The 25,069-nt window shown below is 65.6% G+C and carries 31 protein-coding genes; 17 read left to right on the top strand and 14 right to left on the bottom strand.

Annotated features, from left to right (window positions below; all coding sequences use genetic code 11):
* Positions 1 to 6 precede the first annotated feature (6 nt).
* The 3 genes from H5T74_05985 (at position 7) to H5T74_05975 (ending at position 3,413) form a co-directional block, all read left to right on the top strand.
* The gene (locus H5T74_05985; protein ID MBC7229924.1) at positions 7 to 918 is read left to right on the top strand and encodes a competence/damage-inducible protein A; all 912 of its coding nucleotides are present in this window, start codon (positions 7 to 9) and stop codon (positions 916 to 918) included.
* Positions 919 to 1,169: 251 nt separating this feature from the next.
* Positions 1,170 to 2,231: a hypothetical protein gene (locus H5T74_05980; protein MBC7229923.1), complete on the top strand. Its 1,062-nt coding sequence runs from the start codon at positions 1,170 to 1,172 to the stop codon at positions 2,229 to 2,231.
* 186 nt (positions 2,232 to 2,417) lie between these two features.
* Positions 2,418 to 3,413, top strand: coding sequence for an NAD-dependent epimerase/dehydratase family protein (locus tag H5T74_05975; GenBank protein ID MBC7229922.1), 996 nt, complete (start codon positions 2,418 to 2,420; stop codon positions 3,411 to 3,413).
* Here H5T74_05975 and H5T74_05970 read toward each other — a convergent pair.
* From H5T74_05970 to H5T74_05920, 11 genes are all read right to left on the bottom strand, one after another.
* Positions 3,392 to 3,547: a hypothetical protein gene (locus H5T74_05970; GenBank protein MBC7229921.1), complete on the bottom strand. Its 156-nt coding sequence runs from the start codon at positions 3,545 to 3,547 to the stop codon at positions 3,392 to 3,394. The two genes, H5T74_05975 and H5T74_05970, sit on opposite strands and share 22 nt — an antisense overlap.
* A gap of 195 nt (positions 3,548 to 3,742) precedes the next feature.
* A complete protein-coding gene (locus H5T74_05965; GenBank protein MBC7229920.1) occupies positions 3,743 to 5,050 on the bottom strand; it encodes a TrpB-like pyridoxal phosphate-dependent enzyme in 1,308 nt (435 codons plus the stop codon).
* 483 nt (positions 5,051 to 5,533) lie between these two features.
* Positions 5,534 to 6,469 carry a quinolinate synthase NadA gene (nadA, locus tag H5T74_05960; protein ID MBC7229919.1) on the bottom strand — a complete coding sequence of 312 codons (936 nt, stop codon included), beginning with the start codon at positions 6,467 to 6,469 and terminating at the stop codon, positions 5,534 to 5,536.
* Positions 6,466 to 6,555: an iron-sulfur cluster assembly scaffold protein gene (locus tag H5T74_05955; GenBank protein ID MBC7229918.1), complete on the bottom strand. Its 90-nt coding sequence runs from the start codon at positions 6,553 to 6,555 to the stop codon at positions 6,466 to 6,468. The genes nadA and H5T74_05955 overlap by 4 nt, the downstream gene beginning before the upstream one ends.
* Before the next feature lie 3 nt (positions 6,556 to 6,558).
* Positions 6,559 to 7,029 (bottom strand): Rrf2 family transcriptional regulator, encoded by a 471-nt coding sequence (locus H5T74_05950; protein ID MBC7229917.1) that lies wholly within the window; start codon positions 7,027 to 7,029, stop codon positions 6,559 to 6,561.
* Between the two features lie 47 nt (positions 7,030 to 7,076).
* Positions 7,077 to 8,033 carry a cysteine synthase A gene (gene cysK / locus H5T74_05945; GenBank protein ID MBC7229916.1) on the bottom strand — a complete coding sequence of 319 codons (957 nt, stop codon included), beginning with the start codon at positions 8,031 to 8,033 and terminating at the stop codon, positions 7,077 to 7,079.
* A 392-nt stretch (positions 8,034 to 8,425) separates the two neighbouring features.
* A complete protein-coding gene (locus tag H5T74_05940) occupies positions 8,426 to 8,908 on the bottom strand; it encodes a hypothetical protein (GenBank protein ID MBC7229915.1) in 483 nt (160 codons plus the stop codon).
* A complete protein-coding gene (locus H5T74_05935; GenBank protein MBC7229914.1) occupies positions 8,905 to 9,054 on the bottom strand; it encodes a hypothetical protein in 150 nt (49 codons plus the stop codon). Before H5T74_05935 ends, H5T74_05940 begins: the two co-directional genes overlap by 4 nt.
* Positions 9,055 to 9,100: 46 nt before the next feature.
* A complete protein-coding gene (locus H5T74_05930) occupies positions 9,101 to 9,343 on the bottom strand; it encodes a cobalamin B12-binding domain-containing protein (protein MBC7229913.1) in 243 nt (80 codons plus the stop codon).
* Positions 9,268 to 9,579 (bottom strand): B12-binding domain-containing protein, encoded by a 312-nt coding sequence (locus H5T74_05925; protein MBC7229912.1) that lies wholly within the window; start codon positions 9,577 to 9,579, stop codon positions 9,268 to 9,270. Before H5T74_05925 ends, H5T74_05930 begins: the two co-directional genes overlap by 76 nt.
* 11 nt (positions 9,580 to 9,590) lie before the next feature.
* Entirely contained in the window at positions 9,591 to 10,331 is a 741-nt protein-coding gene (locus H5T74_05920) for a GntR family transcriptional regulator (protein MBC7229911.1), read from the bottom strand.
* Positions 10,332 to 10,668: 337 nt separating this feature from the next.
* Between H5T74_05920 and H5T74_05915 the strand changes: the two genes are divergently transcribed.
* Positions 10,669 to 11,280: a cobalamin biosynthesis protein P47K gene (locus H5T74_05915; GenBank protein ID MBC7229910.1), complete on the top strand. Its 612-nt coding sequence runs from the start codon at positions 10,669 to 10,671 to the stop codon at positions 11,278 to 11,280.
* Entirely contained in the window at positions 11,259 to 11,633 is a 375-nt protein-coding gene (locus tag H5T74_05910) for a hypothetical protein (GenBank protein MBC7229909.1), read from the top strand. Before H5T74_05915 ends, H5T74_05910 begins: the two co-directional genes overlap by 22 nt.
* Positions 11,634 to 11,696: 63 nt before the next feature.
* Here the strand turns inward: H5T74_05910 and nfi are convergent, their stop codons facing one another.
* Entirely contained in the window at positions 11,697 to 12,425 is a 729-nt protein-coding gene (gene nfi / locus H5T74_05905) for a deoxyribonuclease V (GenBank protein ID MBC7229908.1), read from the bottom strand.
* Positions 12,426 to 12,519: 94 nt separating this feature from the next.
* Positions 12,520 to 12,789, bottom strand: a complete 270-nt coding sequence (locus H5T74_05900) for a late competence development ComFB family protein (GenBank protein ID MBC7229907.1) — start codon at positions 12,787 to 12,789, stop codon at positions 12,520 to 12,522.
* 177 nt (positions 12,790 to 12,966) lie between these two features.
* On the opposite strand from H5T74_05900, the gene rpsF reads away from it, so the two are divergent.
* From rpsF to dnaB, 5 genes are all read left to right on the top strand, one after another.
* On the top strand, positions 12,967 to 13,260 hold the full coding sequence (gene rpsF, locus H5T74_05895; GenBank protein ID MBC7229906.1) for a 30S ribosomal protein S6: 294 nt from the start codon (positions 12,967 to 12,969) through the stop codon (positions 13,258 to 13,260).
* A gap of 90 nt (positions 13,261 to 13,350) precedes the next feature.
* Complete coding sequence (gene ssb, locus H5T74_05890; protein MBC7229905.1) at positions 13,351 to 13,779, top strand: single-stranded DNA-binding protein; 429 nt, start codon at positions 13,351 to 13,353, stop codon at positions 13,777 to 13,779.
* Between the two features lie 49 nt (positions 13,780 to 13,828).
* Positions 13,829 to 14,119 carry a 30S ribosomal protein S18 gene (locus H5T74_05885; protein ID MBC7229904.1) on the top strand — a complete coding sequence of 97 codons (291 nt, stop codon included), beginning with the start codon at positions 13,829 to 13,831 and terminating at the stop codon, positions 14,117 to 14,119.
* An 84-nt stretch (positions 14,120 to 14,203) separates the two neighbouring features.
* Positions 14,204 to 14,650: a 50S ribosomal protein L9 gene (locus H5T74_05880; protein MBC7229903.1), complete on the top strand. Its 447-nt coding sequence runs from the start codon at positions 14,204 to 14,206 to the stop codon at positions 14,648 to 14,650.
* Positions 14,651 to 14,732: 82 nt separating this feature from the next.
* On the top strand, positions 14,733 to 16,088 hold the full coding sequence (gene dnaB, locus H5T74_05875; GenBank protein ID MBC7229902.1) for a replicative DNA helicase: 1,356 nt from the start codon (positions 14,733 to 14,735) through the stop codon (positions 16,086 to 16,088).
* Between the two features lie 208 nt (positions 16,089 to 16,296).
* On the opposite strand, the gene H5T74_05870 is transcribed toward dnaB, so the two are convergent.
* The gene (locus H5T74_05870) at positions 16,297 to 17,196 is read right to left on the bottom strand and encodes a 4Fe-4S binding protein (protein MBC7229901.1); all 900 of its coding nucleotides are present in this window, start codon (positions 17,194 to 17,196) and stop codon (positions 16,297 to 16,299) included.
* Between the two features lie 290 nt (positions 17,197 to 17,486).
* Between H5T74_05870 and H5T74_05865 the strand changes: the two genes are divergently transcribed.
* The 7 genes from H5T74_05865 to H5T74_05835 all read left to right on the top strand — a co-directional run bounded on the left by H5T74_05865 (position 17,487) and on the right by H5T74_05835 (position 25,066).
* The gene (locus tag H5T74_05865; protein ID MBC7229900.1) at positions 17,487 to 18,176 is read left to right on the top strand and encodes a helix-turn-helix transcriptional regulator; all 690 of its coding nucleotides are present in this window, start codon (positions 17,487 to 17,489) and stop codon (positions 18,174 to 18,176) included.
* Between the two features lie 454 nt (positions 18,177 to 18,630).
* Complete coding sequence (locus H5T74_05860; GenBank protein ID MBC7229899.1) at positions 18,631 to 19,899, top strand: acyl-CoA/acyl-ACP dehydrogenase; 1,269 nt, start codon at positions 18,631 to 18,633, stop codon at positions 19,897 to 19,899.
* A gap of 48 nt (positions 19,900 to 19,947) precedes the next feature.
* A complete protein-coding gene (locus H5T74_05855; protein ID MBC7229898.1) occupies positions 19,948 to 21,180 on the top strand; it encodes an acyl-CoA/acyl-ACP dehydrogenase in 1,233 nt (410 codons plus the stop codon).
* A 207-nt stretch (positions 21,181 to 21,387) separates the two neighbouring features.
* The gene (locus H5T74_05850) at positions 21,388 to 22,098 is read left to right on the top strand and encodes a hypothetical protein (GenBank protein ID MBC7229897.1); all 711 of its coding nucleotides are present in this window, start codon (positions 21,388 to 21,390) and stop codon (positions 22,096 to 22,098) included.
* A 4-nt stretch (positions 22,099 to 22,102) separates the two neighbouring features.
* A complete protein-coding gene (locus tag H5T74_05845; GenBank protein ID MBC7229896.1) occupies positions 22,103 to 22,789 on the top strand; it encodes a hypothetical protein in 687 nt (228 codons plus the stop codon).
* Between the two features lie 94 nt (positions 22,790 to 22,883).
* Entirely contained in the window at positions 22,884 to 23,312 is a 429-nt protein-coding gene (locus tag H5T74_05840) for a hypothetical protein (protein MBC7229895.1), read from the top strand.
* Positions 23,313 to 23,644: 332 nt separating this feature from the next.
* The gene (locus H5T74_05835; protein MBC7229894.1) at positions 23,645 to 25,066 is read left to right on the top strand and encodes a hypothetical protein; all 1,422 of its coding nucleotides are present in this window, start codon (positions 23,645 to 23,647) and stop codon (positions 25,064 to 25,066) included.
* Positions 25,067 to 25,069 lie beyond the last annotated feature (3 nt).

The following is a 25,069-nucleotide window of genomic DNA, read 5'->3' as shown; positions in this document are numbered from 1 at the left end:
GAGGCCATGGGCGACTATGTCCTGCTGAGGAAGACCGAGCTGCGCATCGACGACATCCACCTGAGCCATGCCAACCTCACGGCCATCGCGGAGACCGCGGCGGACGTCCTGGGGCTCGAGCGCGGGGAGGTGCTCGTGGCCGACTACCGCGACGGGACGCTGGTGCTGGATCTCCACGGCGGCCGCGTCGATGCCCGCGCCGTGGTGGGGCGGGAGAGGGACCTCATCGAGGGCCTTGGAAGCCTGCCGGGCGTCAGGGTGACGGAGAGGACGGCCGTCTCCTCGCGCGGGATGCTGGGGTGGATAGGCCTGGAAAGGGAGCGGGCGCTCGAAGCGCTCGAGCGGGGAGAGAGGATGGCGGGCGAGATCCTCCGCAACGTCGCCAGGCGGGCGATCGTCTTCTCCACCGGCGCCGAGGTGGAAAGGCGGGAGATCGAGGACACCAACGCCCCCGCCATAATGAGACATCTGGCCGATGAGGGATTCAGGGTGGAGCAGGGAGGCATCCTCGAGGACGACAGGGTGGCCATCGCCGCGAGGATACGGGAAGCGGCCGAGATCGGCGGTTACGGCCTGATCGTCACCACGGGAGGGGTGGGCGCGGAGGACAAGGACCAGACCGTGGAAGCGGTGATGGAAGTGGACCGGGACGCCGCAGCCCCCTACGTCTGCCATTACGAGGTGGGGACGGGCAGGCACGTGAAAGACGGGGTGAGGATAGCGGTGGGCGAGTACAACGGCGCCATGATCGTCGCCCTGCCCGGCCCCAACGACGAGGTCATGGCGAGCCTCGAGCCGCTGGCGCGGGGCCTGAAGGCGGGGGCGGACAAGGCGGTCCTGGCGGAAGCGATAGCGGAAAGGCTGAGGTCGGTCCTGCGGGAAAGATCCGACCCCCCGCCCTCTTCACACCGGCACTGAGCCCCGCCCTCCCGGGGGAGAGCCTCGCGAACCTTACGGCCAGGGGGGCAAAGCCCGCCAGGGGACATCGCCCCGCTTGTATTCCTTGCAGGTAGCGCGGAGAGGCCGCTTTCATCGGGCTGCGGCCCTTGCGGTTAAACCCCACCGCCTCATATTCCGAAGCCTGTACATAGTCGTCCGGTTTTCGGCGCGCGGCGCTGAAGACGGCGGTGAGACGGAAAAGCGACCATCGAATATGGAGGAGATGCGAGATGAAGAAGGTCAGAGTCTGCCCGGAATGCGGGGTGCCGAAGCAGGTGGCCAAGGAAAACCGCTGGCAGGACAACGGGTCCATCCTCACCTTCGAGGCAAACGGCGAAACCGCCCGGGAGCGGAGCGCTTTTTACGAGGTGGCGGGGCTGAACGGCCTGTTCGCGAACATCGAGGCCTCGATCGGCAAGTCCATCTTCCGCATCATCATGGAGGCGAGGCGCAAGGACACCCTCGGAATCCTGCAGGAATATCTGTCCGGGATAAAGGGGGTCCTGGCTCGCTCCGTGGCGGCCCGCATGGTCTACAACGGCGTGGCTACCCTGGGGGCTACCTTCGGACTCGGCCGTTTCGAGGTCCGGGACATCAAGCGTGGAGAGTATTTCACCGTCCTGTGCAGAAACGTGTACAGCCTCCCCCTCCTCGCCGGCGACCTCGCGGCCGCCTTCAACGCCGTCGAAGGCCTGCCGGCCAGCGTCGATTTCAAGGAAGCGGGAGACAGCCTTCTCTGCACCATCAGCAGGGGGGAGGAAGCTGATACGGCCCTATCCTCGCGGCTGGAGCCGGTGTTCGTCGCTCCCAAGCCCGGGTCTATCCGCTTCGACAGGTGCGGGAGGTGCGGGACTCCCCTGTTCATGAAAGAAGTCGTCTTCGACCACGAGGAGGGCGTTATAACGGACAGCAGGACCGGGAGGCGCATGACCTTCCTCAGCACCAGCAACCTGGAGGCGATCTTCAGGGAGTTCGAGCTCGAGTTGGGCGAGGAGATCATACCGATGATCCTGGAAGCCCAGAAGGACTGCGCGAAGAGCATCCTGCAAAGGGAGGAGCTGGCATCCGAGTCCGACGTCAGGGACTTCCTTGCCGTGAGAGGCTTGGGCGAGCTCGCCGGCTACGACCTCGGCGAGCGCCGGCTCGAGGCCAAGGTGGAGAACGCTTATCCGCATCTCATGGTCGTCGGCCTGCTGCACGGCATGTTCGAGATCCTCACCGGCCGCGAAGGGAAGTCGAGCTTCGTCAGGGAAGAGGATGGCAGCCTCGCGGTGACGGTCGAGGCCGCGTAGCGCGTCCGAGCTCTCACTCGCCGGCCCTTCCGCGCCCCTTGCCGCCGCCGGGACTATGGAGAGGCACCGTCCCGGCCCCGCGGATGCTTACGCCGCGAAGCTATGACAGACCCCGCATCATGCGGTAAGGTAGATCCGGCCGGCATGGGGAGTGCCGGTATGTCCGCAAGCGAGAACGGAAGTGGCATGAAGGCTCTGGTCACCGGCGCCACCGGCTTTATCGGCTCCATGGTGGTGAGAGAACTCCTGAACCAGGGCGCGGATGTGCGCGTGACGGTTAGAAGGGACAGCGACACGCGGAACATCGACGGCCTGGACGTGGAGAGGGTGTACGGCGACACCCGCGACAGGGAGTCCATGCGGGCCGCGCTGAAGGGCTGCGATGCCCTCTACCACGCCGCCGCCTATTTCGCGCATTGGTCTCCCAACAAGGACCTCTTCTACAAGATAAACGTCGAGGGCACGAAGAACGTCCTGGAGGAGGCCCTGGCCCAGGGGCTGGAGAAGGTCGTCTACACCAGCACCTCCAACACCATAGGCTCCCACGGGGCCGGCAACTATGTGAACGAGGAGGCCGAGTTCAACGGCTGGGAGGCGGGGGACCATTACGCCATCTCCAAGTACCTGGCGGAGCTGGAGGCCAAGAAGATATGCGACCGGGGCCTTCCCCTGGTGATCGTGAACCCCACCTTGGTCATCGGGGTGAGGGACGTCAAGCCCACGCCTTCCGGCGCCCTCATCGTCGACATCGCCAACCGGGACATGCCGGGGTACATCGACGGGGCGATAAACGTCATCGACGTCGAGGACGTGGCGCGCGGGCACCTGCTGGCGGCTGAACGGGGAAGGATCGGAGAGAGGTACATCCTGGGGAACGAGAACCTGATGGTGGGGGAGTTCTTCAGGCTGGTCGCGGAGGTCGCCGGGGTCAGGCCGCCCAGGCTCAAGCTCCCCTACGGGATCGCGCTTTCGCTGGGCTACCTCTTCGAGGCCTACGCGCGCATGGCCAGGAAGCAACCCCTCGTCTCCGTGTCCCAGGTGCGCCTGGGGAAGATGGGCGAGCATTTCGACAACTCCAAGGCGGTCAACGAACTGGGCCTGCCGCTGACCCCGATCAGGACGACGGTCGAGAAGGCGGTCGACTGGTTCAGGGAAAACGGCTACATCAAAGTGCGCGCTTGAGAGCCCCGGAGGTCACGGGCTCCAGGGCGCGATCCCTCGTAAGACTCGTTGCCCTTGTCCTCGGGGTTTTCCTCCAAAAAGATCTCTCTTTCCTCTGCCATGAGCCTCTGCATGATGGCCTTCTCCCTCTGCATGGCCTCTTCCCTTAACCGTGCGGCCATTTCCCTTGAGGACCGTTCGCCAGGTTTGCTCACAGCTTTCCTCCTTTCTTGAATTGACCCTCAGGAGGAAGGCGACCTGGCGGAGCGGGATGGACCACACATCCCTCATATGGGCAGGGGGCGGCGACGCCGCCCCCTGTTTACGCCGCGGTGGTCTATGGCGTTCGCCTATACGTCGCTCAGCTTGCCCGCCAGGTAATCGTCGTAGGCGGATAGGTCTAGGTAGCCGTGGCCGGAGAAGTTGAAGAATATGCACTTGGACTCCCCGCTCTCCCGGCACTTCACCGCCTCGTCGATGGCCGCCTTCACGGCGTGGGAGGTCTCGGGGGCGGGGACGAACCCCTCGGTGCGCGCGAAGGTCACCGCGGCCTCGAACACCTCCACCTGGTGGTAGGCCCGCGCCTCCACAAGGCCTTCCTTCACCAGCAGGCTCACGATGGGCGAGTCGCCGTGGTACCTGAGTCCTCCGGCGTGGGAGGCCGGGGGCACGAAATCGTGGCCCAAGGTGTACATGAGCAGCAGGGGAGTCATCTCCGCGATGTCCCCGAAATCGTATTCGAAGCGGCCCCCGGTGAGGGTGGGACAGGAGGTGGGTTCCACGGCGATGATGCGGATGTCGCTGCCATCCACCTTCTCCTTCACGAAGGGAAGAGCGGTGCCGCCGAAGTTCGAACCTCCTCCCACGCAACCGATGACCATGTCCGGGTAGTCGTCGATGACCTCGAAGGCCTTTTTGGCCTCCAGGCCGATCACCGTCTGGTGAAGGAGCACGTGGTTGAGCACGCTCCCCAGGCTGTACTTCACGTCGTCTCCCTGCACCGCCAGCTCGATGGCCTCGGAGATGGCGATGCCGAGGCTTCCCGGGGTGTCGGGATCCCTTTCCAGTATCTTCCTTCCTGTCACCGTCATCTCGCTGGGGCTTGGCTGCACCTTCGCTCCCCAGGTCTCCATGAGCACGCGCCGGTACGGCTTCTGCTGGAAGCTGGAGCGCACCATGAACACCTGCAGCTCCAGGCCGAAGTAATTGCAGCCCATGGAGAGGGCGCTCCCCCACTGTCCGGCTCCCGTCTCCGTGGTGAGCTTGCGCACGCCCTCCTTCTTGTTGTAGTAGGCCTGGGCAACGGCGGTGTTGGGCTTGTGGCTCCCCGCCGGGCTCTCCCCCTCGTTCTTGAAATAGATGCGCGCCGGGGTCTGCAGGTACTTCTCCAACCTGGTCGCCCGCACCAGGGATGTGGGCCTCCAGATCTTGTATATCTCGCGCACCTCCGCGGGGATCTCTATGTAGCGCTCCCCGCTCACCTCCTGCTCGATGAGCCCCATGGGAAAGAGGGGCGCCAGGTCATCGGGTCCCACCGGCTGCCGGGTCGCCGGATGCAGCGGCGGCTCCAGGGGTTTGGGGAGGTCCGGCAGCACGTTGTACCACGCCTCCGGGATATGCTCTTCGGAAAGTTTTACCACCTTCGTCTTCTCGCTCATCTCCTCTCCTCCTGATCCTCTTTTCCGGTCCTCGCGCTTTTACTGAAAGAAAATCGGCCACGGAGTCCTTGTCTCCGTGGCCTCTGATGCCTGCCCTAGCTTACCAGACGCGGGGTGGGCAAACACCGCCACGGCGGGTCCGCCACCACCAGGGAAAACCTCCCATCAACTGTCCGGAAATCCGTTTCATCTCTTTTCCCCTTGCGCGACGTTCTCTCCCGCGGAAGGCCGCGCTCGTAAATTATCCTTTCACGCCCTCCCGCTTGTCAAGCTACTGTGCTGGTTCACTACATCGTGGACACATACACCCCTATCCTTGCATTCCTCCATCCACCGGGCCGGGAGCTCCATAAGGGCGAAATATCCCGGGCTCCGGTAATGTGTTGGTTCACCGCCTCGCGGACGCCCGCAACCTGTCTTCGCCTCTACCACTTCCCCCCGGCCCTGACCCTTCTTGACCTAGGTGGGGCAGAACCGCGCGAATCATGCCGGCGCCAGCATCCTCTCCACCGCCCGCAGGGCCCTTACCCTGATCTCCTCCGGCACACGGACCTGGGGCGTAAGAGTCTCCAGCGCCCTGAGCACTTTAGTCAAGGTGGTGAGCTTCATGTTGGGGCACACGGGCTCGCGGGCGGGCGGGTAGAACCTCTTGCCGGGAACCGCCTTGGTCAGGGGATGGATCATGCCCGCCTCGGTAGCCAGTATGAACACCTCGGCCGGCGAGGCGGCGGCGGCGTCCACCATGCCGGAGGTACTGCGGATGTGATGGGCAAGCGCCAGCACCTCCCGCGTGCACTCGGGGTGGGCGATGACCTCGGCGCGGGGATGCTCCTCCAGGGCCTTGAGCACATGCTCGGCCTGGATGCCCTGGTGCACGTGGCAGAACCCGTCCCAGGGGATGATCCTCTTCTCGGGCACCCGGTCCGCCACGTAGGCGGCGAGGTTGCGGTCCGGGACAAAGATGACCTCTTCCGCCTCCACGCTGCGTACCACCTCCACGGCGTTGGAGGAGGTGCAGCAGCAGTCGCTCTCCGCCTTCACCGCCGCGGTGGTGTTGACGTAGGAGACCACCGCCGCCCCGGGATGCTCTTCCCGCGCCTTCCTCACCTGCGCGGCCCCGGCCATGTCCGCCATGGGGCAGCCGGCCTCCATATCCGGCAGGAGCACTACCTTTTCGGGGGAGAGGATGGAGGCGGTCTCGGCCATGAAGTGCACCCCGCAGAAGACGATGACCTCGGCGTCGGTGGAGGCCGCCTGGCGGGCCAGCCCCAGGGAGTCGCCCACGAAATCGGCGATGTCCTGCACCTCGGGCCTTTGGTAGTTATGGGCCAGGATGATCGCGCGGCGCTCCTCCTTCGCCCGCAGGATCATCTCCGCCAGGGCGTCCTCGCCTACGAGGAGCTCATCCACGCCGTTCATGTCCGCCCGCTCTCGTGGTCCTCGATCTCGCCCACGTTGCGCGGGTTGGTGAAGTGCTCCATGACCGTTTCGCTGTACATCGCCATATCCTATTTCCTTTCTTGTGCGCTGCCCACGGCCGACCGGCCTGCGGAGGACCGCTCCTTGCGCACCCCCCTCTCGATGTCCACCAGGTCGGCCAGGGACCTCTTGGCCAGGGTCTCCCTGATGGTCTCCGTCAGCTCCTTCCAGATGACGTAGGTCGCGCAGGCGTCGACCCTGGCGCAATAGCCTGGGTCCTCCGTGCAGTCGACCATGGCGAGATCGCCCATGCTCGCCTCCACGATCTCCAGCAGGTTTATCTCCGACGCATCCCGCGCCAGCATGTAGCCGCCCCGGGCGCCGCGGGCGCTGCGCACCAGGCGGGCCTGCCGCAGCGGGATGAGCACCTGCTCCAGGTATTTCACCGGCAGGCCCTGGCGGGAGGCGATGTCCCGCATGAGCACCGGGCCCTCCGCGGCGTGCAGGGCCAGGTCGAGCATGGCGCGCATGCCGTACCTCGCCTTGGTGGGCAGGCGCATGTCAGCTCCCCATCACCTTTCCGCCCTCCCCGCCCCGGCTTTGCACATTATGACCCTTCTTTCCTTTCCGCCTTCTTTATCAGCGGCTCGAAGAGCCAGGTGGAGAGGTAGCGCTCTCCGCAGGAAGGGATCACCACCACCACGAGCTTCCCCTCGTTTTCCTCCCGCGAGGCCACCTGGACCGCCGCCCAGGTCGCGGCCCCGGAGGAGATGCCGGCGAGTATCCCTTCTTCCCGGGCCAGCCTCCGCGCGGTCTCGCCGGCGTCCTCCTCGGAGACGGTGATGACCTCGTCGATGAGGTCCGTTCTCAGGATGTCGGGGACGAACCCGGCGCCGATGCCCTGGATGCGGTGCGGTCCCGGCTCTCCCCCGGAGAGTACCGGCGATGCCTCCGGCTCCACGGCCACGGCGAGGAAGGAGGGCTTCTTCTCCTTGATGGCCTCGGCCACCCCGGTGATGGTGCCCCCGGTGCCCACCCCCGCCACCAGGATGTCCACCCGCCCGTCGGTGTCCTCCCAGATCTCGCGCGCGGTGGTCTCACGGTGCACGGCGGGGTTGGCCGGGTTGCGGAACTGCTGGGGCATGAACCCCCCGGGGGTGATGGCGAGGATCTCCTCGGCCTTCTCTATCGCCCCCTTCATCCCCTGCGTCCCCGGGGTGAGCACCAGCTCCGCTCCTAGCACGGACAGGAGCTTGCGCCGCTCCAGGCTCATGGTGTCGGGCATGGTGAGGATGAGGCGGTAGCCCCTGGCCGCGCAGACGAAGGCCAGGGCGATGCCGGTGTTGCCGCTGGTGGGCTCGATGATCACGCTGTCCTCGCCGATGAGCCCCCTCCTCTCGGCGTCCTCGATCATGCTCACCCCGATGCGGTCCTTGACGCTGGAGAGGGGATTGAAGAACTCGAGCTTGGCGTATACCTCAGCCCGGCACCCCGCGGTGACGCGGTTGAGCCTCACCAGGGGGGTGTTTCCCACCGTCTGAGTGATGTCGTCGTACAGCCTCATCTCTACCGCCTTTCCGCCTATCCTTCTCTTATCCTCCATCCCCTCTTGCCGTCCCTCTTCGCCAACCCTTTCCTCCCCCATCGCTCCATGCCTTTTGCCATCCCCCTACCCCCGGTTCCACTCTCCCGCTTCTCTTCGGATCCCGCGCCCCCGGCCTCCCCGAGTCTCGAAAACCGGCGGCTGGCCTCAAGGCTATTAACACTACTTTCCCTATCATAAAAGTAGAGATATATAAGTCAAGATGCCCGCCGGAGATTCCCGCCCGTCCGGGAGCGAAGGGAGCGCTTGTTGAACGCGCCGCGCCGGGACCCGAAGGCCGACTGGCAGCGTTCCCGCCGCCCACAGCATCCCGGAATATCGCTTACCCGACCGGGCGTGTATGCCGCGTGACCCTAGGCCCCGGCCTTGTAATAGCCGTACCTGACCACCGAGTCCAGCATGGCCTTTACGTTCTCCGGCCGCGCGTTGGGGGGTATCTCGCAGCCGGCCCCCATGATGTAGCCTCCTCCCCTGCCCACCTCCTCGATGAGGCGGTGGCAGTACTCGTCCACCTCGGCGGGCGAGCCCAGGGTGAGCAGGTCGGGGGGCACGTCTCCCATGATGCATATACGGTCCCCGATGACCCGCTTGGCCAGGAAGATATCCGTGGGGCCGTCGAACTGGACGACGACGTTTCCGGCCGGGAGCTCCCTGAGGGTCTCCAAGTTCATGTCCCAGTTGCCGTCGCAGTGCAGGATGGGGGTGATGCCGGCGGCCACGAGCTTATCCACCAGCGACTTCAGGGAGGGGAAGGAGAGCTTGCGGAAGGTCTCGGGGGAGATGAAATCCGTCGAGGAGCGGTGTACGAATATCTCCACCCGCCTGATGCCCATCAACAGGCTGGCCAACCTGCAGACCAGGAAATATCCTTCGGTGAGGGCATCGACGGGACGCGGTCGGGGACCTGGAGGTTGATGGCCGCCTGCAACCTCTCCTCCGCGGTCATGGTATCCCCGGGATGGAGCAGCTTGGTTATCTTCATCACAAGGCCCTCCTCCTGTCGTCCACGCAGCTCGATTCTCTTCGCCTCATCGACCCAGGTACTGACCGGCGAGCTTCACCGCATCCGTGGGGTCCTTTCCGTAGGCGTCCGCCCCGCAGTATTCGAGCACCTTCTCGTTCACCGGGCCGCCCCCGATGATGATCTTGAGCCTGTCGCGCAGCCCCGCCTCGGCCAAGGCCTCGACGATGTCCTTCATGGCATCAAAGGCCAGGGTGAGCAGGCCGGACATGGCCACCATGCCCGCGCCGGTGCTGGAAGCCTTGTCCACAAACGCCTGCGGGGCCACGTCCACTCCCAGGTCATGCACCTCGAAGCCGTTGCATCGGAGCATAGGTAGTACTCCCGGCACTCGTACCGCCTTCCCACGACCTCGAATCCGGCGCGGCACAACTCGATGATGAGCAGGGGATCTGCGCCGGCGGAGAGCAAGGCCTCAACGCAGGAGACAACCCCCTCTTCATCCAGGTCTCCCATGGCCTTGATCAGTCTCTCTTTCATGTCCAATCCGCATCACCTCAGAGTAGCCGGCTCGAAGACTCGAAGCTGAACCTGTCCCCACGGTATATCAACCACCCCCACACCACCCTCCGGTCGTTGGCCGCGAAGATAAGCTGCTCCAAGCAAAAGGCGGGCGCTCCCTCCCCGCTCTCCAGGAGCTTGGCCTCGCGGGCCGAGAGGACGGTGGCGGACAGCTTGAGGTCCGCCCTCACCGGGGCCATGTCCGGATTTCCCGCGAAAAGCTCCTGCATCGATCCGTGTCCCAGCTCCGACTCGAGCAGCGGCTGGGAGCGGTCGAGCAGGACGTACTTGCGGTCGAGCACCAGCGGCTCGTCCCCTCCCTCGAGGATCCTCTCCAGGTAGATGACCTTCTCCCCCTTCTTTATCCCCAGCCTGGAGGCCGCGGTCTTTCCCGCACGCACCACGCGCACCCCCAGGAGCCTCACCTCGCTGGACAGCCCCTGCATGCGCATCTCGTCATGGAGGTCGGGGATGAGGAAGAGCCCTCCCTCGATGCGGGGCCTGCTGACAAAGGTACCCCTGCCTTTTTCCCTGCGCACCACCCCCTTCTCCACCAGGAGTTCGATGGCCCTGCGCGCGGTCATGCGGCTCACGCCGTATCCCTCGCTCAACTCGTTCTCGGAGGGAACGCGGTCGCCGGGGCGCAGGTTGCCGCTCATCACCTCCCGGTGGAGCATCTGCGCGAGCTGGAAATATGCCGGGGTGAAGGAATCCGTCTCTATCTCGAACCGTCTCACCGAAACGCTCCCGAGTCCCAGTCGTACCTCGGAATCTTGTATATACAAGCATACAAGCTTTCCTGCTGCGTGACAAGGGTGGCGCCGGTAGGCGGGGGAAGCGCTCGCGGAAGCATGCGCACCCGCGCTGCTCCCGACTGCGAGCGAGGGAGGCGGGCGGCGTCCCAACCTCGCCCTACGAGCCCCTGTGGTCGGGACTATGCCCACCTGACCATCGCCCGTTGACCCCCACGACATCCCTGCCTCGCCCGGCGAGGACCCGTAATAGGGTACCGCCGGGAAGATCGCACGGGGCCGGAGATGTTATACTCGGCGCAGAAAAGGGAGGCGGCAAGCCGTGAAACTGATCATCGTCTCGGGTTTCCTGGGTTCCGGCAAGACCACCTTCCTCCTAGGCCTGGCGAAGAGGCTCGCGGGGGAGGACGGTCTCGACTTCGTCATCCTCGAGAACGAGGCGGGAGAGGTGAGCATCGACGGCTCCTACCTGGTGGGGCAAGGCTTGCGTGTGAGGGAGCTCTTCTCGGGCTGCGTGTGCTGCCAGCTGGCGGGCGATCTGGTGGTGAGCATGCGCGAGATCAAGGCCGACCTCGACCCCGCCGGCGTCATCCTGGAGGCTTCGGGCCTGGCCCGGGTGGAGAGCATCCTGGACACCCTTGGTAAGTATTACCGTGAACTGGAGGCGCCTCTGGTGATATCCCTGGCCGACCTGGAGAGGAGCGAGCTTTACCTGGAGGTTCCCATGCCCTTCGTGATCAACCAGCTCAAGCACGCCGACATCGTGTTGTTGAACAAGGCCGACCGCGGAGATACAGGCCTTCTCGAGGCCACGGAGAACAGGCTGCGGGAGATCAACCCCCGCGCCGAGGTGGTAAGGGTCTCGGCCCTCGACGGCACCAACCTGGACGTGGCGGCGGAAAGAGTGCGTGCATGGATGCTGAGGACTTCGTGAGCGTATCCGTGCGCGTGGAGGCCTTCCCCGCCGCGCAGGCCTCACTCCGGGCGGCGATGCAGAGATTTATCGATAGCCTGCGGGAGGCCCTGCGCAGGAGGGGGGGCGTCCGGGTCGGCCACATCAAGGGCATGGTCGAGGACGGCGAGTCCCCTCCCCTTTTCTTCAGCCTCACCTCCCTCGACGCGGAAGCGGGCTTGAAGGGCGGTCCCCTGAAGGAGGGCGCCTGGGTCGTCCTGAGCGTGACCGCGATCGTGGCGGGCATCGACCGGGACGAGCTGTCCCGGCTGCTCCGGGTCTGCCTGGGAGGACACTTCTTGCCCGCACCCGGGGAGCGCCGCGCATCCCCGTGACGCAGCGAGCCCGCCGCGCCCCCCGCCCCGCTGCCCGACCTTTCCCGTGGCCGGGATCCGGCGTCAGCCTTCGGCATGGCCGCCGCGGGGGAACGCCGCATCCCCCCGCGACCTCACCTCGCGCTTGAGCCTGTTCGCCTCCAGGTGGGCACGGCGCTGCGGCTCGGGAAGCCGGAAGCCCCGCGTGCAGGAGAGGGCCATCTTCATGCACGAGGCCAGGTCCAGGAGATGCCCGACGGAGACGTAGAGGGGTTTCACGCCGCGCCGCGTGCGCAGCACCGCCCCCACCGTCTCCCCCTGGTACCGCAGCGGCGACCAGTCGCCCACCTCCGGCCCCGGCTCCTCCGCCTCCCCCAGCAGCCGCGACTTGGCGCACCCGATGGTGGGCAGGGAGGCGAGCACCCCCAGGTGCGAGGCCAGCCCGAACCTCCGGGGGTGGGCCAACCCCTGCCCGTCCACGAACACCAGGTCGGGTGGCGATGAGAGGCCTTCAAGGGCCGGCAGCAGGGCGGGGAGCTCGCGGAAGGAGAGCAGCCCGGGGACGTAGGGGAAGGATACCTCCCGCGCCGCGGAGGAGACCTCCAGCAGCTCGAGGTCGGGGTAGCTCATCAGCACCGCCACCCCCAGGGCCACCTTCTTCTCGCGCAGGTATGAGAGGTCCGTTCCCGCCACCCGCGTCACGCGCGAGGGATCCAGTGGAGGGCCTTCGCGCACCTCGCGCCGCATCCTCTCCTGTATCTCCCTGGCCTCGGACACGGAGACGTCGAGGGCGTGGGGGCGTGGGATGATCATGGCTCCTCCCGGACTTGCCGTGTGCCGCGCTCCCGGTACGCGCGGGGACGTGAGGGTTCCCAGCGGGCGGTCCGGCCCGCCCGGTCTCGCGGCATCACTCCCCGTGGCGGGGATTCTTGCGTACCACCTTGATGGCGTTGGTGACCGCCACCGTGATGTCCGCCTTGAACTGGCTCTCCAACTCGTTCACCTTGGTGTAGACGTATCCTTTGTCCGTCACCACGTACTTGGGAGGCAGGTGGTTCAGGGCGAGGGCCTTTATGTCCATCCTGCAGCGCTCGCACTTGCAGATGTCGTCGCGACGCTCCAGTATCTCCTCCATGGTCCCGTCAACCGCTTCTTCCATGTAGTTCCTGAACAGCAAGTCGGCACCTCCTCTCAGCCCTTGCGCAGGTCTATTCTACCCTATCCGGGCTCCCCGCCATAGGGATCCGCGGGGCTGTCGCCAGTTCGCGCCCCTGGTGCTATAATATGTACTTGTGCTCGACGCGACTCCTGCTCCCGGAACCGACCGGGGGCCATGAGACCGGAGGAGGTGAAGATGCGCGAATACGAGCTGATGTACATCGCCCGGCCCAACCTTGAGCCGGAGCAGTACGAGTCCCTGCAGGAGAGGGTCAGCGGCCTCATCTCGCGCGACGGCGGGGAGATGACGGGGCTGGACGTGTGGGGAAGGCGGAAGCTGGGCTATCCCATCAAGCACGAGACCGAAGGGCACTACGTGGTGCTCACCTTCAAGGGCGGCAACGAGCTCGTGCAGGAGCTGGACCGCGTCCTCTCCATCACCGACGAGATCATGCGGTTCAAGATCTTCCGCATCGACGAGCGGAAGTGACCCCCGGCCCTCCCGCGCCGGTTTGTCATCGCCCCCCCTTACAATCAAGGCGATGGGAAACGGCGTCGGGAAGAGCCAGAGGAGGATATCATGGCTGGTCTGAACAGTGTGGTCCTGATAGGGAACCTTACCCGCGACCCCGAGCTGAGGTACACCCCCAGCGGACTGCCGGTGGCCACCTTGCGTTTGGCCGTGAACCGCAATTTCGCCAACCAGCAGGGCGTGGTGGAGACCGACTATTTCAACGTCATCGTGTGGCGCAGCCAGGCGGAGAAGTGCGCGGAATACCTCAGCAAGGGCCGCCAGGTGGCGGTGACCGGCCGGCTGCAGAGCCGGAGCTGGGAGGGAAGCGACGGACAGAAGAGGTCCACGGTGGAGATCGTGGCGGACCGCGTCGTCTTCCTGGGGAGCCGCGACCGCAGGGAGAGCGACGTCGACGATCTGGTAGAGGTGAACCTGGTGGACGACGACCTGTCCGCCGACCTGGAGGCTCGCGTCGAGGACGAGGTGGTTTACTAGACGGGGGCGCGAGGCCCCCGGAGGATAGAGCGAGAAAAGCGGAGGAGAGATGAGCCCGAACCAGAGCAAGAGATCCGGGGGCAAGGAAAAACGCTCGCGTGAAGGATACGCCCGCAAGCCCCGCAAGAAGGTATGCTACTTCTGCTCGGAGAAGATCGACCACATCGACTACAAAGACGTTCCGCTCCTCAAGAAGTACCTCTCCGAGAAGGGGAAGATACGGCCGCGGCGCGTGACGGGGAACTGCGCCCAGCACCAGGTACGGTTGGCGCTGGCCATAAAGAGCGCGCGGGAGATGGCGCTCATCCCCTATACTTCCAGGCAGGGCGAGATAAAGTAAAGACGGCGGCAATGTAACCGCCGCGGGGTCATTCCTTTTTGATATACTGGGGTGGCCCGCCTTGGAGACGACAAGGAGAACGCGTTGAAGGTTATCCTGGTAACCAACGTCGAGGGCCTAGGCGCCCGCGGCGAGATCGTGGAGGTAAAGGACGGCTACGCCAACAACTACCTCATCCCGAGGGGGTTCGCCGTGCGCTCCACCAAAGGCAAGGCCAAGGAGGCGGCCCAGCTCGCCAGGGAGAAGATGGCCAAGGCCGACCGCGAGTTGAAACGCGCGGAGGACGCCGCGCAGCTCATCTCCGGCCGTACCTTCGAGATCGCCGCCAAGGTGGGGGAGGAAGGCAAGCTCTTCGGGACCATCACCGCCAAGGACATCGCCAACCTCCTCGAGGAGGAGATCAACGTGAAGGTGGACCGCAAGAAGGTCCACCTGGATGAACACATAAAGACGGCGGGGTTTCACGAGGCGCGTATCAAGCTGCACCCCCAGGTCGAGGCCATCGTGCACATCAAGGTAATCCCGGGATGATCTCCCCGTCGGCCCGTCCCGGATGTTCTCCGGGCGGCGGGGGAGGCCTCGCGGAGCGCCTGACACGGAGGGTTGGGGCATCATGAGCAACGTCATCCAGGCCGTTGACCGCCACGACAACCTCCCTCCGCACAGCCTGGAGGCCGAGCAGTCGGTGCTGGGCTCCATGCTCCTATCGCACGACGCCGTAGCCGAGGTCTCGGAGCTGTTGAGCCCGGAGGACTTCTACAAGGAATCCCACGGGCTCATCTTCCGGGCCGCCCTCTCCCTCTTCGCCTCCGGGGAGCCGGTGGACCCGGTGACGGTGGCGGAATCGCTGCGCGCACAGGGCAACCTGGAGAAGGTGGGTGACCGTTCCTACCTACTCAACCTGGTCTCCGCCGTACCCACGCCGGCCAACGCCCGCTACTATGCCGAGGTGGTCTCCAGGCTGGCCACCTACCGCCGCCTCATCGCCGCTGCGGGCCGCGTGGCCGCGGTCGGCTACCGCGCTCCAGAGGAGCTCGCGGAGGCGCTCGACGAGGCCGAGGACGCCATCTTCAGCGTGGGCATGCGTGAACGCAGGGAGAGCGTCAGGCCGATGAAGGAACTCATGGAGGAGACCTGGGAGGAGTTCGAGGAGATCGCGGACGGCCGGGTTCCCACTGGCATGCTCACCGGGTTCTCCAGGCTGGACGAGCTGACCCAGGGGCTTCATCCCTCCGATCTGGTGATCATCGCCGCCCGGCCCTCCATGGGCAAGACCTCGCTGGCGTTGAACATCGTGGACCACGTGGCCGTGAAGCAGCGGGTGCCGGTGGCCATCTTCAGCCTGGAGATGAGCGCCAAGGAGGTCACCAAGAGGATGCTCTGCTCCCGAGCCCGCGTGAACAGCCAGAAGCTGAAGTCCAGCTTCAAGGACGATGACGTGTGGCAGCGGCTCTCGGAGGCGGCGGGGGAGCTGACCTCGGCCTCTATCTTCATCGATGACAACGCCGACATCGGCATCCTGGAGCTGCGCTCCAAGGTGAGGCGCCTCAAGGCCCAGCACGACATCGGCCTGGTGGTGGTGGACTATATACAGCTCATGGGCTCGGACCGCCGCCACGAGAACCGCGTGCAGGAGATCGCCGCCATCTCCCGCGGGCTCAAGATCCTGGGCCGTGACTTCAACCTCCCGGTGATCGCGGTCTCCCAGCTCTCCCGGGAGCCGGAGAAGCACAACCGCCCTCCCATCCTCTCGGACTTGCGCGAATCCGGGGCTATAGAGCAGGACGCCGATCTCATCATCTTCATCCACCGCCAGGACCAGTACGACCGGGACAACGACGAGCTGAAGGGGAAGGCGAGCATCAACCTGGCCAAGCACCGCAACGGCCCCACCGGCTCCTTCGAGCTCGCCTTCATCTCCCAGTATGCCCTCTTCAAGGACATCAGCCGCCGCGAGCCCGACCGCTGAGTCGTCGCTCCGACCCGGCTTTTACGGTGCATGCCCGAGCTTGCTGCGGGATTTTCTTCCGGTACGGCATGGGGAAGGGCGTGCCGATGCGGGCCTGCCGCGTTTCGCGCAAGCAGCCGTTTGGCATGCGCTTCATGGCTGCATCGGGCTTCCAGGCCGCCACCGCTGAGCACCCCTCGTCGCAAGCAGGCCGTTCCGGCCTTCTTCTTCAGCCCAGTTTTTCCCGCAGCAGCTCCATGTCCAGGGGGATGAGGCCGCCTTCCTCGAGCACCAGCTCCAGCGCTCCGTTGGGACAGTTCTCCACGCACAGCTCGCAGCCGTAGCATCTCTCGGGGCGGTAAACGCGCCTTCCATCCACCATCTCCACCGCCCCGAAATTGCATGCCTTCACGCACTCGCCGCACAGCTTGCACTTGCCGGGGTCGTGGCGGGCGGTATAGCCCGACGGCGCGTACATGGATATCTCCTCCGCGCCCTTGATGCGCTGCGCCAGCGCGGTGGCGCGCATGGATACGCAGCACCTGGGGCAGCAGTTGCAGATCGCCCCCATGCTGCCTCCCGTGGCCACCTTGAAGAAGGCCTGGTTGATATGCCCGCTGCGGCGGTGCCGGTCGATGATCTCCAGGGCTTCCTCCCTGGTGATGCGGCGCACGTGGTGCCTCTGGCAGTGCTCCATCCAGAAATCCACCACCGGCCTGCCCACCGCTATGCAGGAGGCCAGGGGCTGGCAGGGGTCCTTGAGCTCCTTCTTGCAGGGGCAGTCCATGACCGCCAGGTGCGTGGGCTCGCGCAGCACGATCTTGTTGGCGTACTTGAAGGGAACGATCCTCCCCGTGGTGTCCGGGCCCAGCATCACCGTCTCCTCCAGGTCGAGGATCTTGGTCACGTCGGAGCGCGAGAGCACCTTGGCGTGGTAGCGGTCGAAGATGAACTTGGGTATGTATTTGGTGGCCTCGAAGCGCGAGAAGAGAGCGACGATGGCCTTGGTGGCATAGAGCGCCACCCTCACGTAGATGTCGTAGAAAAGAAAATAGATGTAGTAATGGATTGCTCGGTCCACCCGCCACCCGTGCAGGCGAAATACCTTTTTCGTGGATTCCTTGACCATCTCACCCCTCCCCTGTCTTATGCACCCGACCTGCTCTCCGGACCTCGGAACGGGCGAGGAAGGCGCGCCGCGGCGAAACGCCCGCCCGGCCTGTCCCCTCATGTTTCCCGCTCGCGACTCAAGGCTTGAGTATAATAGCAGAGCGTAGAATAATTTATGACCGTAGTCAATTTTTCTCGCCGCGGGAACTCGGCACCGCGGCGAGAACCGGCGGGGGTGCCCTGAGCGCCACGCCGGCCTCGGCCGGCTCCATGGGTCGCAAGGGGAGAGGATAGGAGAGAGGCAAAGTGGTGACGGCAAGGGGGAAGACCTCGCGCAGGGAAGCGAAAAAACGGGAGCGGCGGCGGGCGGCGCTCGAGGCCGCGGAGCTGCTCTTCTCCGAGAAGGGCTTCCGGAACACCACCATGCAGGAGATCGCCGAACGGGCCGGGATCTCCAAGGGCGGAGTCTACCTTTACTTCAAGAGCAAGGAGGAGCTCTACCTATCGGTGTGCTTGTCGGCCCTCACCGGGTATGGAGACCGGCTCACCAAGGCCTTCAACGAGGCCAGAGGGTTAGAGGGCAGGATAAAGGCGGTCTTTTTGGCCTACGTGGAGCACGCCCTGGAGCAGCCCGCGCTGTTCATGGTGCTGCGCGATACCTTCATCGAACAGGTGCGCCGCAACCTCTCCCGGGACTCCATAGAGCAGATAGAGAACTACATCCGGCAGTGGCTGGAGAACGGCGCCTCCCTGGTGCGGGAGGGCATCGACTCCGGCGCCTTCTCTCCGCGCCTCGACCCTTACGGGTTCAGCCTCATGTGCTGGAGGCTGGCAACCAGCCTGGTGGAGCTGGCGCTCCTCGACGACCTCCTGCTCCTCGAGCCGTCGCGCATCACCGATATCTGCGAGTCCGCCATAGACCTCATCATCCGCGGGGCGAGGACGGGCGGGGCTGCCAGCACGGCGAAAAAGACCAGGCCGCGCCGGGACCGGGGCTGAGAGAACAAGCCGTCTCGCCCTCCGTTTCATGCCCGTGGCCCCATCTCCGCGGCTTTCGCGGAAAAGCCCGTCTTTGCGCATATCCGGGCCGTGACGCCCGCCTCCGAGCGGTATCCGCCCGCGTCGAAACGGGCCTCAAAAAGGATATTCACCGGCAGGTATAATATGGTAACCATTTCTCGACTTCCTGACCGACTGTCTTACAAGTCAAACAACAACGCCCGGTAATGTATTGACAAATAATGACCCCGGTCATAATATTTCCCCATGGCGGTCTCTTGCTCGATCATCGCACTCCAGGCCGGGCCCCGGCCGGGTGCTGGATAGGGTCGGGCACGTGCCGGGCTTCGTGCAAGGGAGGGGTTTCCGGGCATAATCCTCGCAGACCAGAGACGCACCCCGAGAACACGGCCGCTCATCCGTCAAGCAGGCAATCGAGCAGAGGGAGGTATGGATGAGGAACATCGACGATTTCACCCGCCCGCTGGAATACATCTCGCCCATGGACGGCCTGCTGGGCTCCATCTTCCGGGAATGGGTGGAGAAGGAGGTCATCCCCTACCGCAGGCAGTTCGACGAGGACTACCGCGACCACCAGCTCATCCACCCACCCTTCAAGAAGCTCCTGGGCGAATACGGCCTGCAGCGCATGATCTTCCCCGAGGACCTGGGGGGATGGGGGATGGGGAGGTCTAACTACATGTGCGTGGCCGCCTTCCGCATGTTCGAGGAGATAGCGCGCGCGGACTCTGGGATGGCCCTGGCCTTCGGCGCCCTTTTCTGGCCTTTCCTCTTCATCGCCCTGGAGCCCCACGAGAACCGGCGCCTGCTGGAGGAGTTCGCGCCCATGTTCTGCGAGACCACCGAGCCGGTGTTCGCCGCCCTGTGCATGACCGAGCCCCAGGGGGGATCGGATATCGAGAACGTGGAGATCGTCAAAGGCACCACCATCCAGACCACGGCGGTGCGGGACGGCGACGAGTGGGTCATCAACGGGCACAAGCTCTGGCCGTCCAACACCGGTGGCCTGGCAAAGCTCATGGCCGTGGTCTGCACCACCAATCCCGGCTCCGACGACCCCCGCGACATCGCGGTGATCTTCGTCAAGGACGACACACCGGGGGTCACCCAGGGGCCGCCGTACGAGAAGGCGGGCATGGCGGCGGACATGAACTCGGACATCTGGTTCGAGAACGTGCGCGTCCCTCTCTGGTACCGCGCAATCGGCCCGGGAGACGACGCCAAGTATTTCGGGGAGGTCATGGCCACGGGGAACATGGGGATCATCGCCTGGATATCCGGCGCCATGATGAACATCTACGAGCGCCTGGTGGATTACGTGAACCGCAAGCGCTACCGCGGCAAGCCCCTCAAGGAGGACGACGGGGTGGCGGGACTGCTGGCGGACTTCGCTGCCAACATCGAGAACATCCGCATCGTGGGCTACCAGTGCGCGCGCATGTGCGACCGCCACGACCTCTACGGCCCCCTGTGGCACCCGGGGCTGGTGGCCAAGATGCGCGCCCAGCGCTACCTGGCCATGGACCGATTCATCGACGTGACCGGCAGGGTGATGAACCTCATGGAGGCCTACGGGACGGACCGCGACTGGGATGTGGAGAAACACTGGAGGGACCTCAAGATCCTCCAGCTCGTGGAGGGTTCCAAGCAGCTCTGCCAGATCGAGGTGGCCCGCTGGTTCTACGAATGCGAGACCCTCTAGGGAGCGCCGCGGGCAAGGGGTCCTGAGGAAAGAGAGCGGGGGGAGAAGATGAACGGTTCGGAGATCATTCCCTTTCCGAGAAACAGGCTCGACAAGGCCGACCTCGACCTGGCCTCGACCCTGCAGGCCATGGTGGAGAAGGAGATCGTGGACAAGCGCCTGGAGCTCAAGGAGGACTTCGAGCGGCTGCTGGCGCCTTCCCTGGCCAAGATCATGCTGGACATAGGCCTGCAGAAGATGTTCTGGCCCGAAGAGCACGGCGGCGAGGGCCACAACAGCCCCTCCGCCGCCTACACCGTGGCCGCCGCCCTGGAGCAGGTGGGTTGGGCGGATACCGGCCTCGCCTTCCTGGCCGCCCACAGCCTCGCCCTGCAGGCGGCTATGGCGCTGGAGGGCGCCCGCAACGAGGAGGCCTGCGCCGCCTTCGCGCCGCGCTTCTGCTCCGGCGAAAGGCCCCTCGTCGTCTCCTTCATCCTGCCCGCCTTCGCGGAGGAGGAGGGCACGCCGGAGTGGAGGGGCAAGGGCTTCCAGGCGGCGGCCAAAAAGACAGGCGACACCTGGAGGGTCAGGGGCAGCATGATCAGGCCTACCTGCTCGGCCTTGGACGCGGACCTCTTCGGCGCCTGGTGCGCGGTGGAGGGCGAGGAAGCGGCTTTTATCCTCATCCCTGGAGACACGCCGGGGATAAGGCGCGGCCCCGAGCTCAAGAAGACGGGGCTGGCGGCGAGCCGCAACGCGGACCTGGTGTCCCTGGAGGTCACGGTTCCGGAAGCGCACTGCATATGGCGCGGAGACCAGGGGACCTTCCGCCTCCTCTCCTGGTATTACCTGGGAGTGGCTGCCGCCGCCTCGGGGGCGCTCCTGGCCAACTACGAGATCATCCGGGAGTGGGGGGATAACCGCGTGATCAAGGGCAAGGACCACATCTTCAAAGACAACCCTCTCACCGCGGCCCTCATGGGCGAGATCGCCAAGGAGACCGGCGTGGTGAGGCTGCTCGCCTACGAACTCGCGGGCATGCTGGCGGAGCCCGACGCGTACGGCGGCGACGGCTCGCAGGCGCTGTACACCACCGCTCTCATGCTCGCCCACCAGGCATGCGCCTCGGCGGAATACACCATCAACCGCACCATGGAGCTCATGGCCTCAGCGGGCTATGCCAAGGAATGGCAACTGGAACGTTACTGGCGGGACGTGAAGACGCTGCAGTGCCATCTCGGCGCCTACGAGCTGGCCAAGCACGACTTCGCGCGCTGGTTCTACCGTACCGTCACCCTGTAGGGCGAGGGGCGGATGGAAGAACGCCGAGCGGCAGGAACGGAACGGCGCGGAAGGCTGCGCGGCGAGGCGCAGCACCGGGACGGACAAATACTGGGTAATACGGATACGGGGAGGCGGGCTGGAGGCACGCGATGCCGCCCGGGGGAAGGTACCTGGAGCACGCGATAACGGTTCCCCGCTTCCACCGAGACCTTGAGATGTGAGGTGATGAGGATGAAGACCGGTACCGAGACCGTTGCCGCCGTGGAGACCAAGGGCCTCCTGGATGCGGCGGACCGTATCCTCCGCGAACTGATCCGCACCCCCAGGTTCAAGGAGACCGTGATCATACTGCTCAACTCCATCGACCCGCCCTCGGCAAGGAGGTTGGTGCGCACCCTTTTCTGGCAGGATCCGGGGCTCCTGCTCTCCATCATGGGCAGCCTCCCCGCCCTCATCAACGTCGTAAGCGAGGCCCTGGCGGAGGTGGCCTGCCAGATGAAGACCATGCCTCCGCCCCTGCTGCAGGATTTCCTCGATCGGGTGGTGGCGGGTATCGACGGGCAGTCGGCGGGAGAGGCCGTCGGCGGGCTGGTGTCCTCGGCCCTCTCGCTGGGGGTCTCCGAGGAAGGGAGTGGTCTCAGGCGAAGCCTCGCCGCGGTGGGGTCCGACTTCGGCCGCGCCTATGCCGAGGCGGCGGGCGGCGCGGCGCTGAGCGAGCGCCTCGGGGCCTGGATGGCGGGGGCGGCGGAACGTGCCCAAGACCCGGAGTCCGCCTTCCACGGCTTCGTACAGGCGGCGGCCCGGGCGGTGAGGGAGAACCCTTCCTTCGTGGAAAACGTGCTCAGGCCCATCCTGGAGCCGGTGCTGGGGACACCGGCGAAAAGCAAGGCGTCAGCCGGCGGATCCTCCGTGAAAAAAGCCGGCGGCAAGGAGTAAGGGGGTGAACGGGATGCAGGATCCGGCGCCGGTCGGACTGGGGGAGCGCCTGTTGAGGGAGATCATCGCCACCCCGGCTCTCAAGGAGATCATCCTCCTGCAGATGAAAGACATCAAGGCGGAGACCGCACCGGGACTTGTGAAGACCCTGCTGTGGGGAGACCCCGGCATCTCCATGAGCCTCTTCGGTGCCCTTCCCGACATGCTGAACTGGCTGCTGGAGCTGCTCCTCGAGGTGGGACGTCAGCTCAACGGGCTCCCGGAGCCGCTGCTCAAGGACATCCTGGGGCAGGTGGGGGGCGGCATCGACGGGGAGCGGCTGAAACAGCTTCCGGAGGTATACGGGCGGCTCGCGAAGCGGCTGGCCATCGGTGATGAAGCGGCCCCGGAGGAGGTCCGCGCCGCCGTCGTGGACGCCGTCAACGGCATCCTGGGCCGCCTGGAGGCCTTCACCGCCGGCCTGGAGGAGAGGCGGGATATAGTGGCGCGCGACCTCGCCGCCATATGGAAGGAACTGGATACGGCGGCGCTGGCGAGGTCGCTCCGGCACCTTGGCGCGGTGGCGGCCGCCGCCGCGCGTCCCGAAGGTGCCAAAAAACGCGCGGAAGCGGCGCGGAAGGTGCTCCCGCTGGCAGGGGCGGCCGCCGCTCTCCTGGTAGTACGAGCCGCTGTGAAAAGGGTGCGTGGATAAAAAGGTTTTGCGGCTGGAGAGTCCCGACTGCAAGCCGTGAAGCCGACGCGACGCGAGCCGTGGAACCGTGAGCGGACCGGAAAGGGGGTCGGGCATGGCGGACGATGATAACCGTCTCAAGAGCGAGAAGAGCCGGCTGAGGTTCATGTATGCGTACAACACGGCGATGTGTTTCAGCGCCGGCCCCCCCATGGTACTGGCGCCGGATCTCGTCCGCAAGCTCCTGAAGTGGCCGCACGAGGACCCGGTGATGATGGGCATTTACGGCTCCATCGTCACCTCGGTGGGGGTGCTCTCCGCGGCAGCCCTGCGCGACGAGGAGAAATGCGAGAGATACCTGCCGGTGCTCTACACCCAGATCATGTACAAGACGCTCACCTGTCTGCTCATAGCGCGCAGGCTGTTGCGCAGGGAGGCGTCCTCCTGGGGAATGCATTTCATCCTCTGGTTCTTCGTGCTCTATATCGCGCTTCTCGCGCGCGCCGTCCCGTGGAAGGGAGAGAAAGAGGCGGCGGCGGGATAAGTAGAGCCGGGGAGCTTACCGCGGAGCCGACCTGGCGTCCCCGCGGGGGCGGGGGCGGCACGGCTCGCGGCAGGCAGGCCGCGTCCTGCGGGAAAGTCTTGGCGGCGAGGTGAGGGGGATGGCTGTGAAAGAGCGAGGTGCGCCCCTGACGGGGGGCGGGGGCGGCACGGCTCGCGGCAGGCAGGCCGCGTCCTGCGGGAAAGTCTTGGCGGCGAGGTGAGGGGGATGGCTGTGAAAGAGCGAGGTGCGCCCCTGACGGGGGGCGGGGGCGGCACGGCTCGCGGCAGGCAGGCCGCGTCCTGCGGGAAAGTCTTGGCGGCGAGGTGAGGGGGATGGCTGTGAAAGAGCGAGGTGCGCCCCTGACGGGGGAAGAGTTGAGAGTCGCGGCGGCACGACTGGTGGAGGGGCTCAGGGCGGGCGATCCCGCCGAGCTGGCGAACGCCCTTTTCCGCGACGACGGCGAGTTCGCGGCGGCGGTGCTGGAGGCCCTACCGCGCCTGGTGAGCACGGCCGCCCAGGCGGTGAGGGCCTTCGCGGAAGCGCTGGAGAGCCTGCCGGCGGAGAAGAGCGCCGAGCTCATGGCCTCGGCCCACGCCCGCATAGACGGCGCGGAGATATCCCGGGCCGTGAATGCCCTTTCCCGCCTCATAATCCGCATGCACGAGGAACAGCCCGATCTGCTGCCAGAGACCAGGGCGGAGACTTTGTCCGAGTTCATGCAGGCCACGGACTTCGGCAAGCTCCGCAAGGCCGTCACTTACAAGGCCGGCGAGAGGTTGAACCTGCTGCGCCGGGAGGTGGAGATCCTGGGAGACAACCCCATGGCCCTCATCAACATCTTCAGCGTGGTCGCTCCCGTGGTGAACGACGCGTTGCCGGTGCTCGTGAAGCTCTTCGAGATCCTAGCACTCCCCGCGGAGGCGGTGACCTACGCCCTTTTCAAGATCCTGCAGGACATCGCGTGGAAGGATGTCGCCGCCATCATCAACGGCGCCACCGCCTTCATCGTCAACATCCACCGCGGCAGCCTCATCCTGGGAGACGGGAGCCTCTATACCCGGGGGCCGTTCCAGCGCATCGGCTCGGACCTGGTCCCCGCCCTCGACGGACAGGTGCTCGCAGAGGCCATCGCCGCCCTGGGGGAGGAGGCAGAGGCCTTCGCCGGCGCGCTGGCGGGCAAGGTCCTGGAGAACGAGGGCCTGGCCTTGCCGCTGTTCGAGTCCATGGTCGCGGTGGCCAATTCGTTCTTTCTCTTCGCCTCCTCGGTCTTGGAGAAGGCCAACGCGCTGCCGCGCGAGGCCCTGGGGAGGATGGCCGCCAGCCTGGCCGAGGACCTGGAGGTCGGAGAGCTGGGAAGGGCGGTGACCAGCCTCGTGGACTTTAATCGCAAGATGATAGCGGAGAACCCCGGGCTGGTCGCGGCCCTGTCTCGCAAGACCCTCTCCGCCCTGGGTATGGAGGTGAGCCCCGAGGCCGCGGCGAGGGGGTTCAACCGCGCGCTTGCCGCCTACAACCACTGGGCCGGCGCTCACCCCGACCTGCTGGCGGAAAGGACGGACGCCTTCCTTGCGGGCCTGGACACGCATGAGCTGGAAATGGCTGCCAGGTCGGCGTCAGGCCAAGTAGCGCAGGCCCTCTCGCGCCATCCGGAGGTGCTGAAAGCCTTGTTCAAGACGGCCCTCTCGCTCGTTTGCGGCAGCGCCAGAGGATACCTCAGAGGCCTGCGGGGCCGCGTGAAGGCACGGAGGGGGTGAAGG

It is taken from the genome of Actinomycetota bacterium (assembly GCA_014360645.1).
Lineage (GTDB): Bacteria > Actinomycetota > Geothermincolia > Geothermincolales > RBG-13-55-18 > Solincola_B.
Note: the sequence above shows the minus strand (reverse complement) of the source record. Positions and strands in the feature narration are given on the sequence as shown.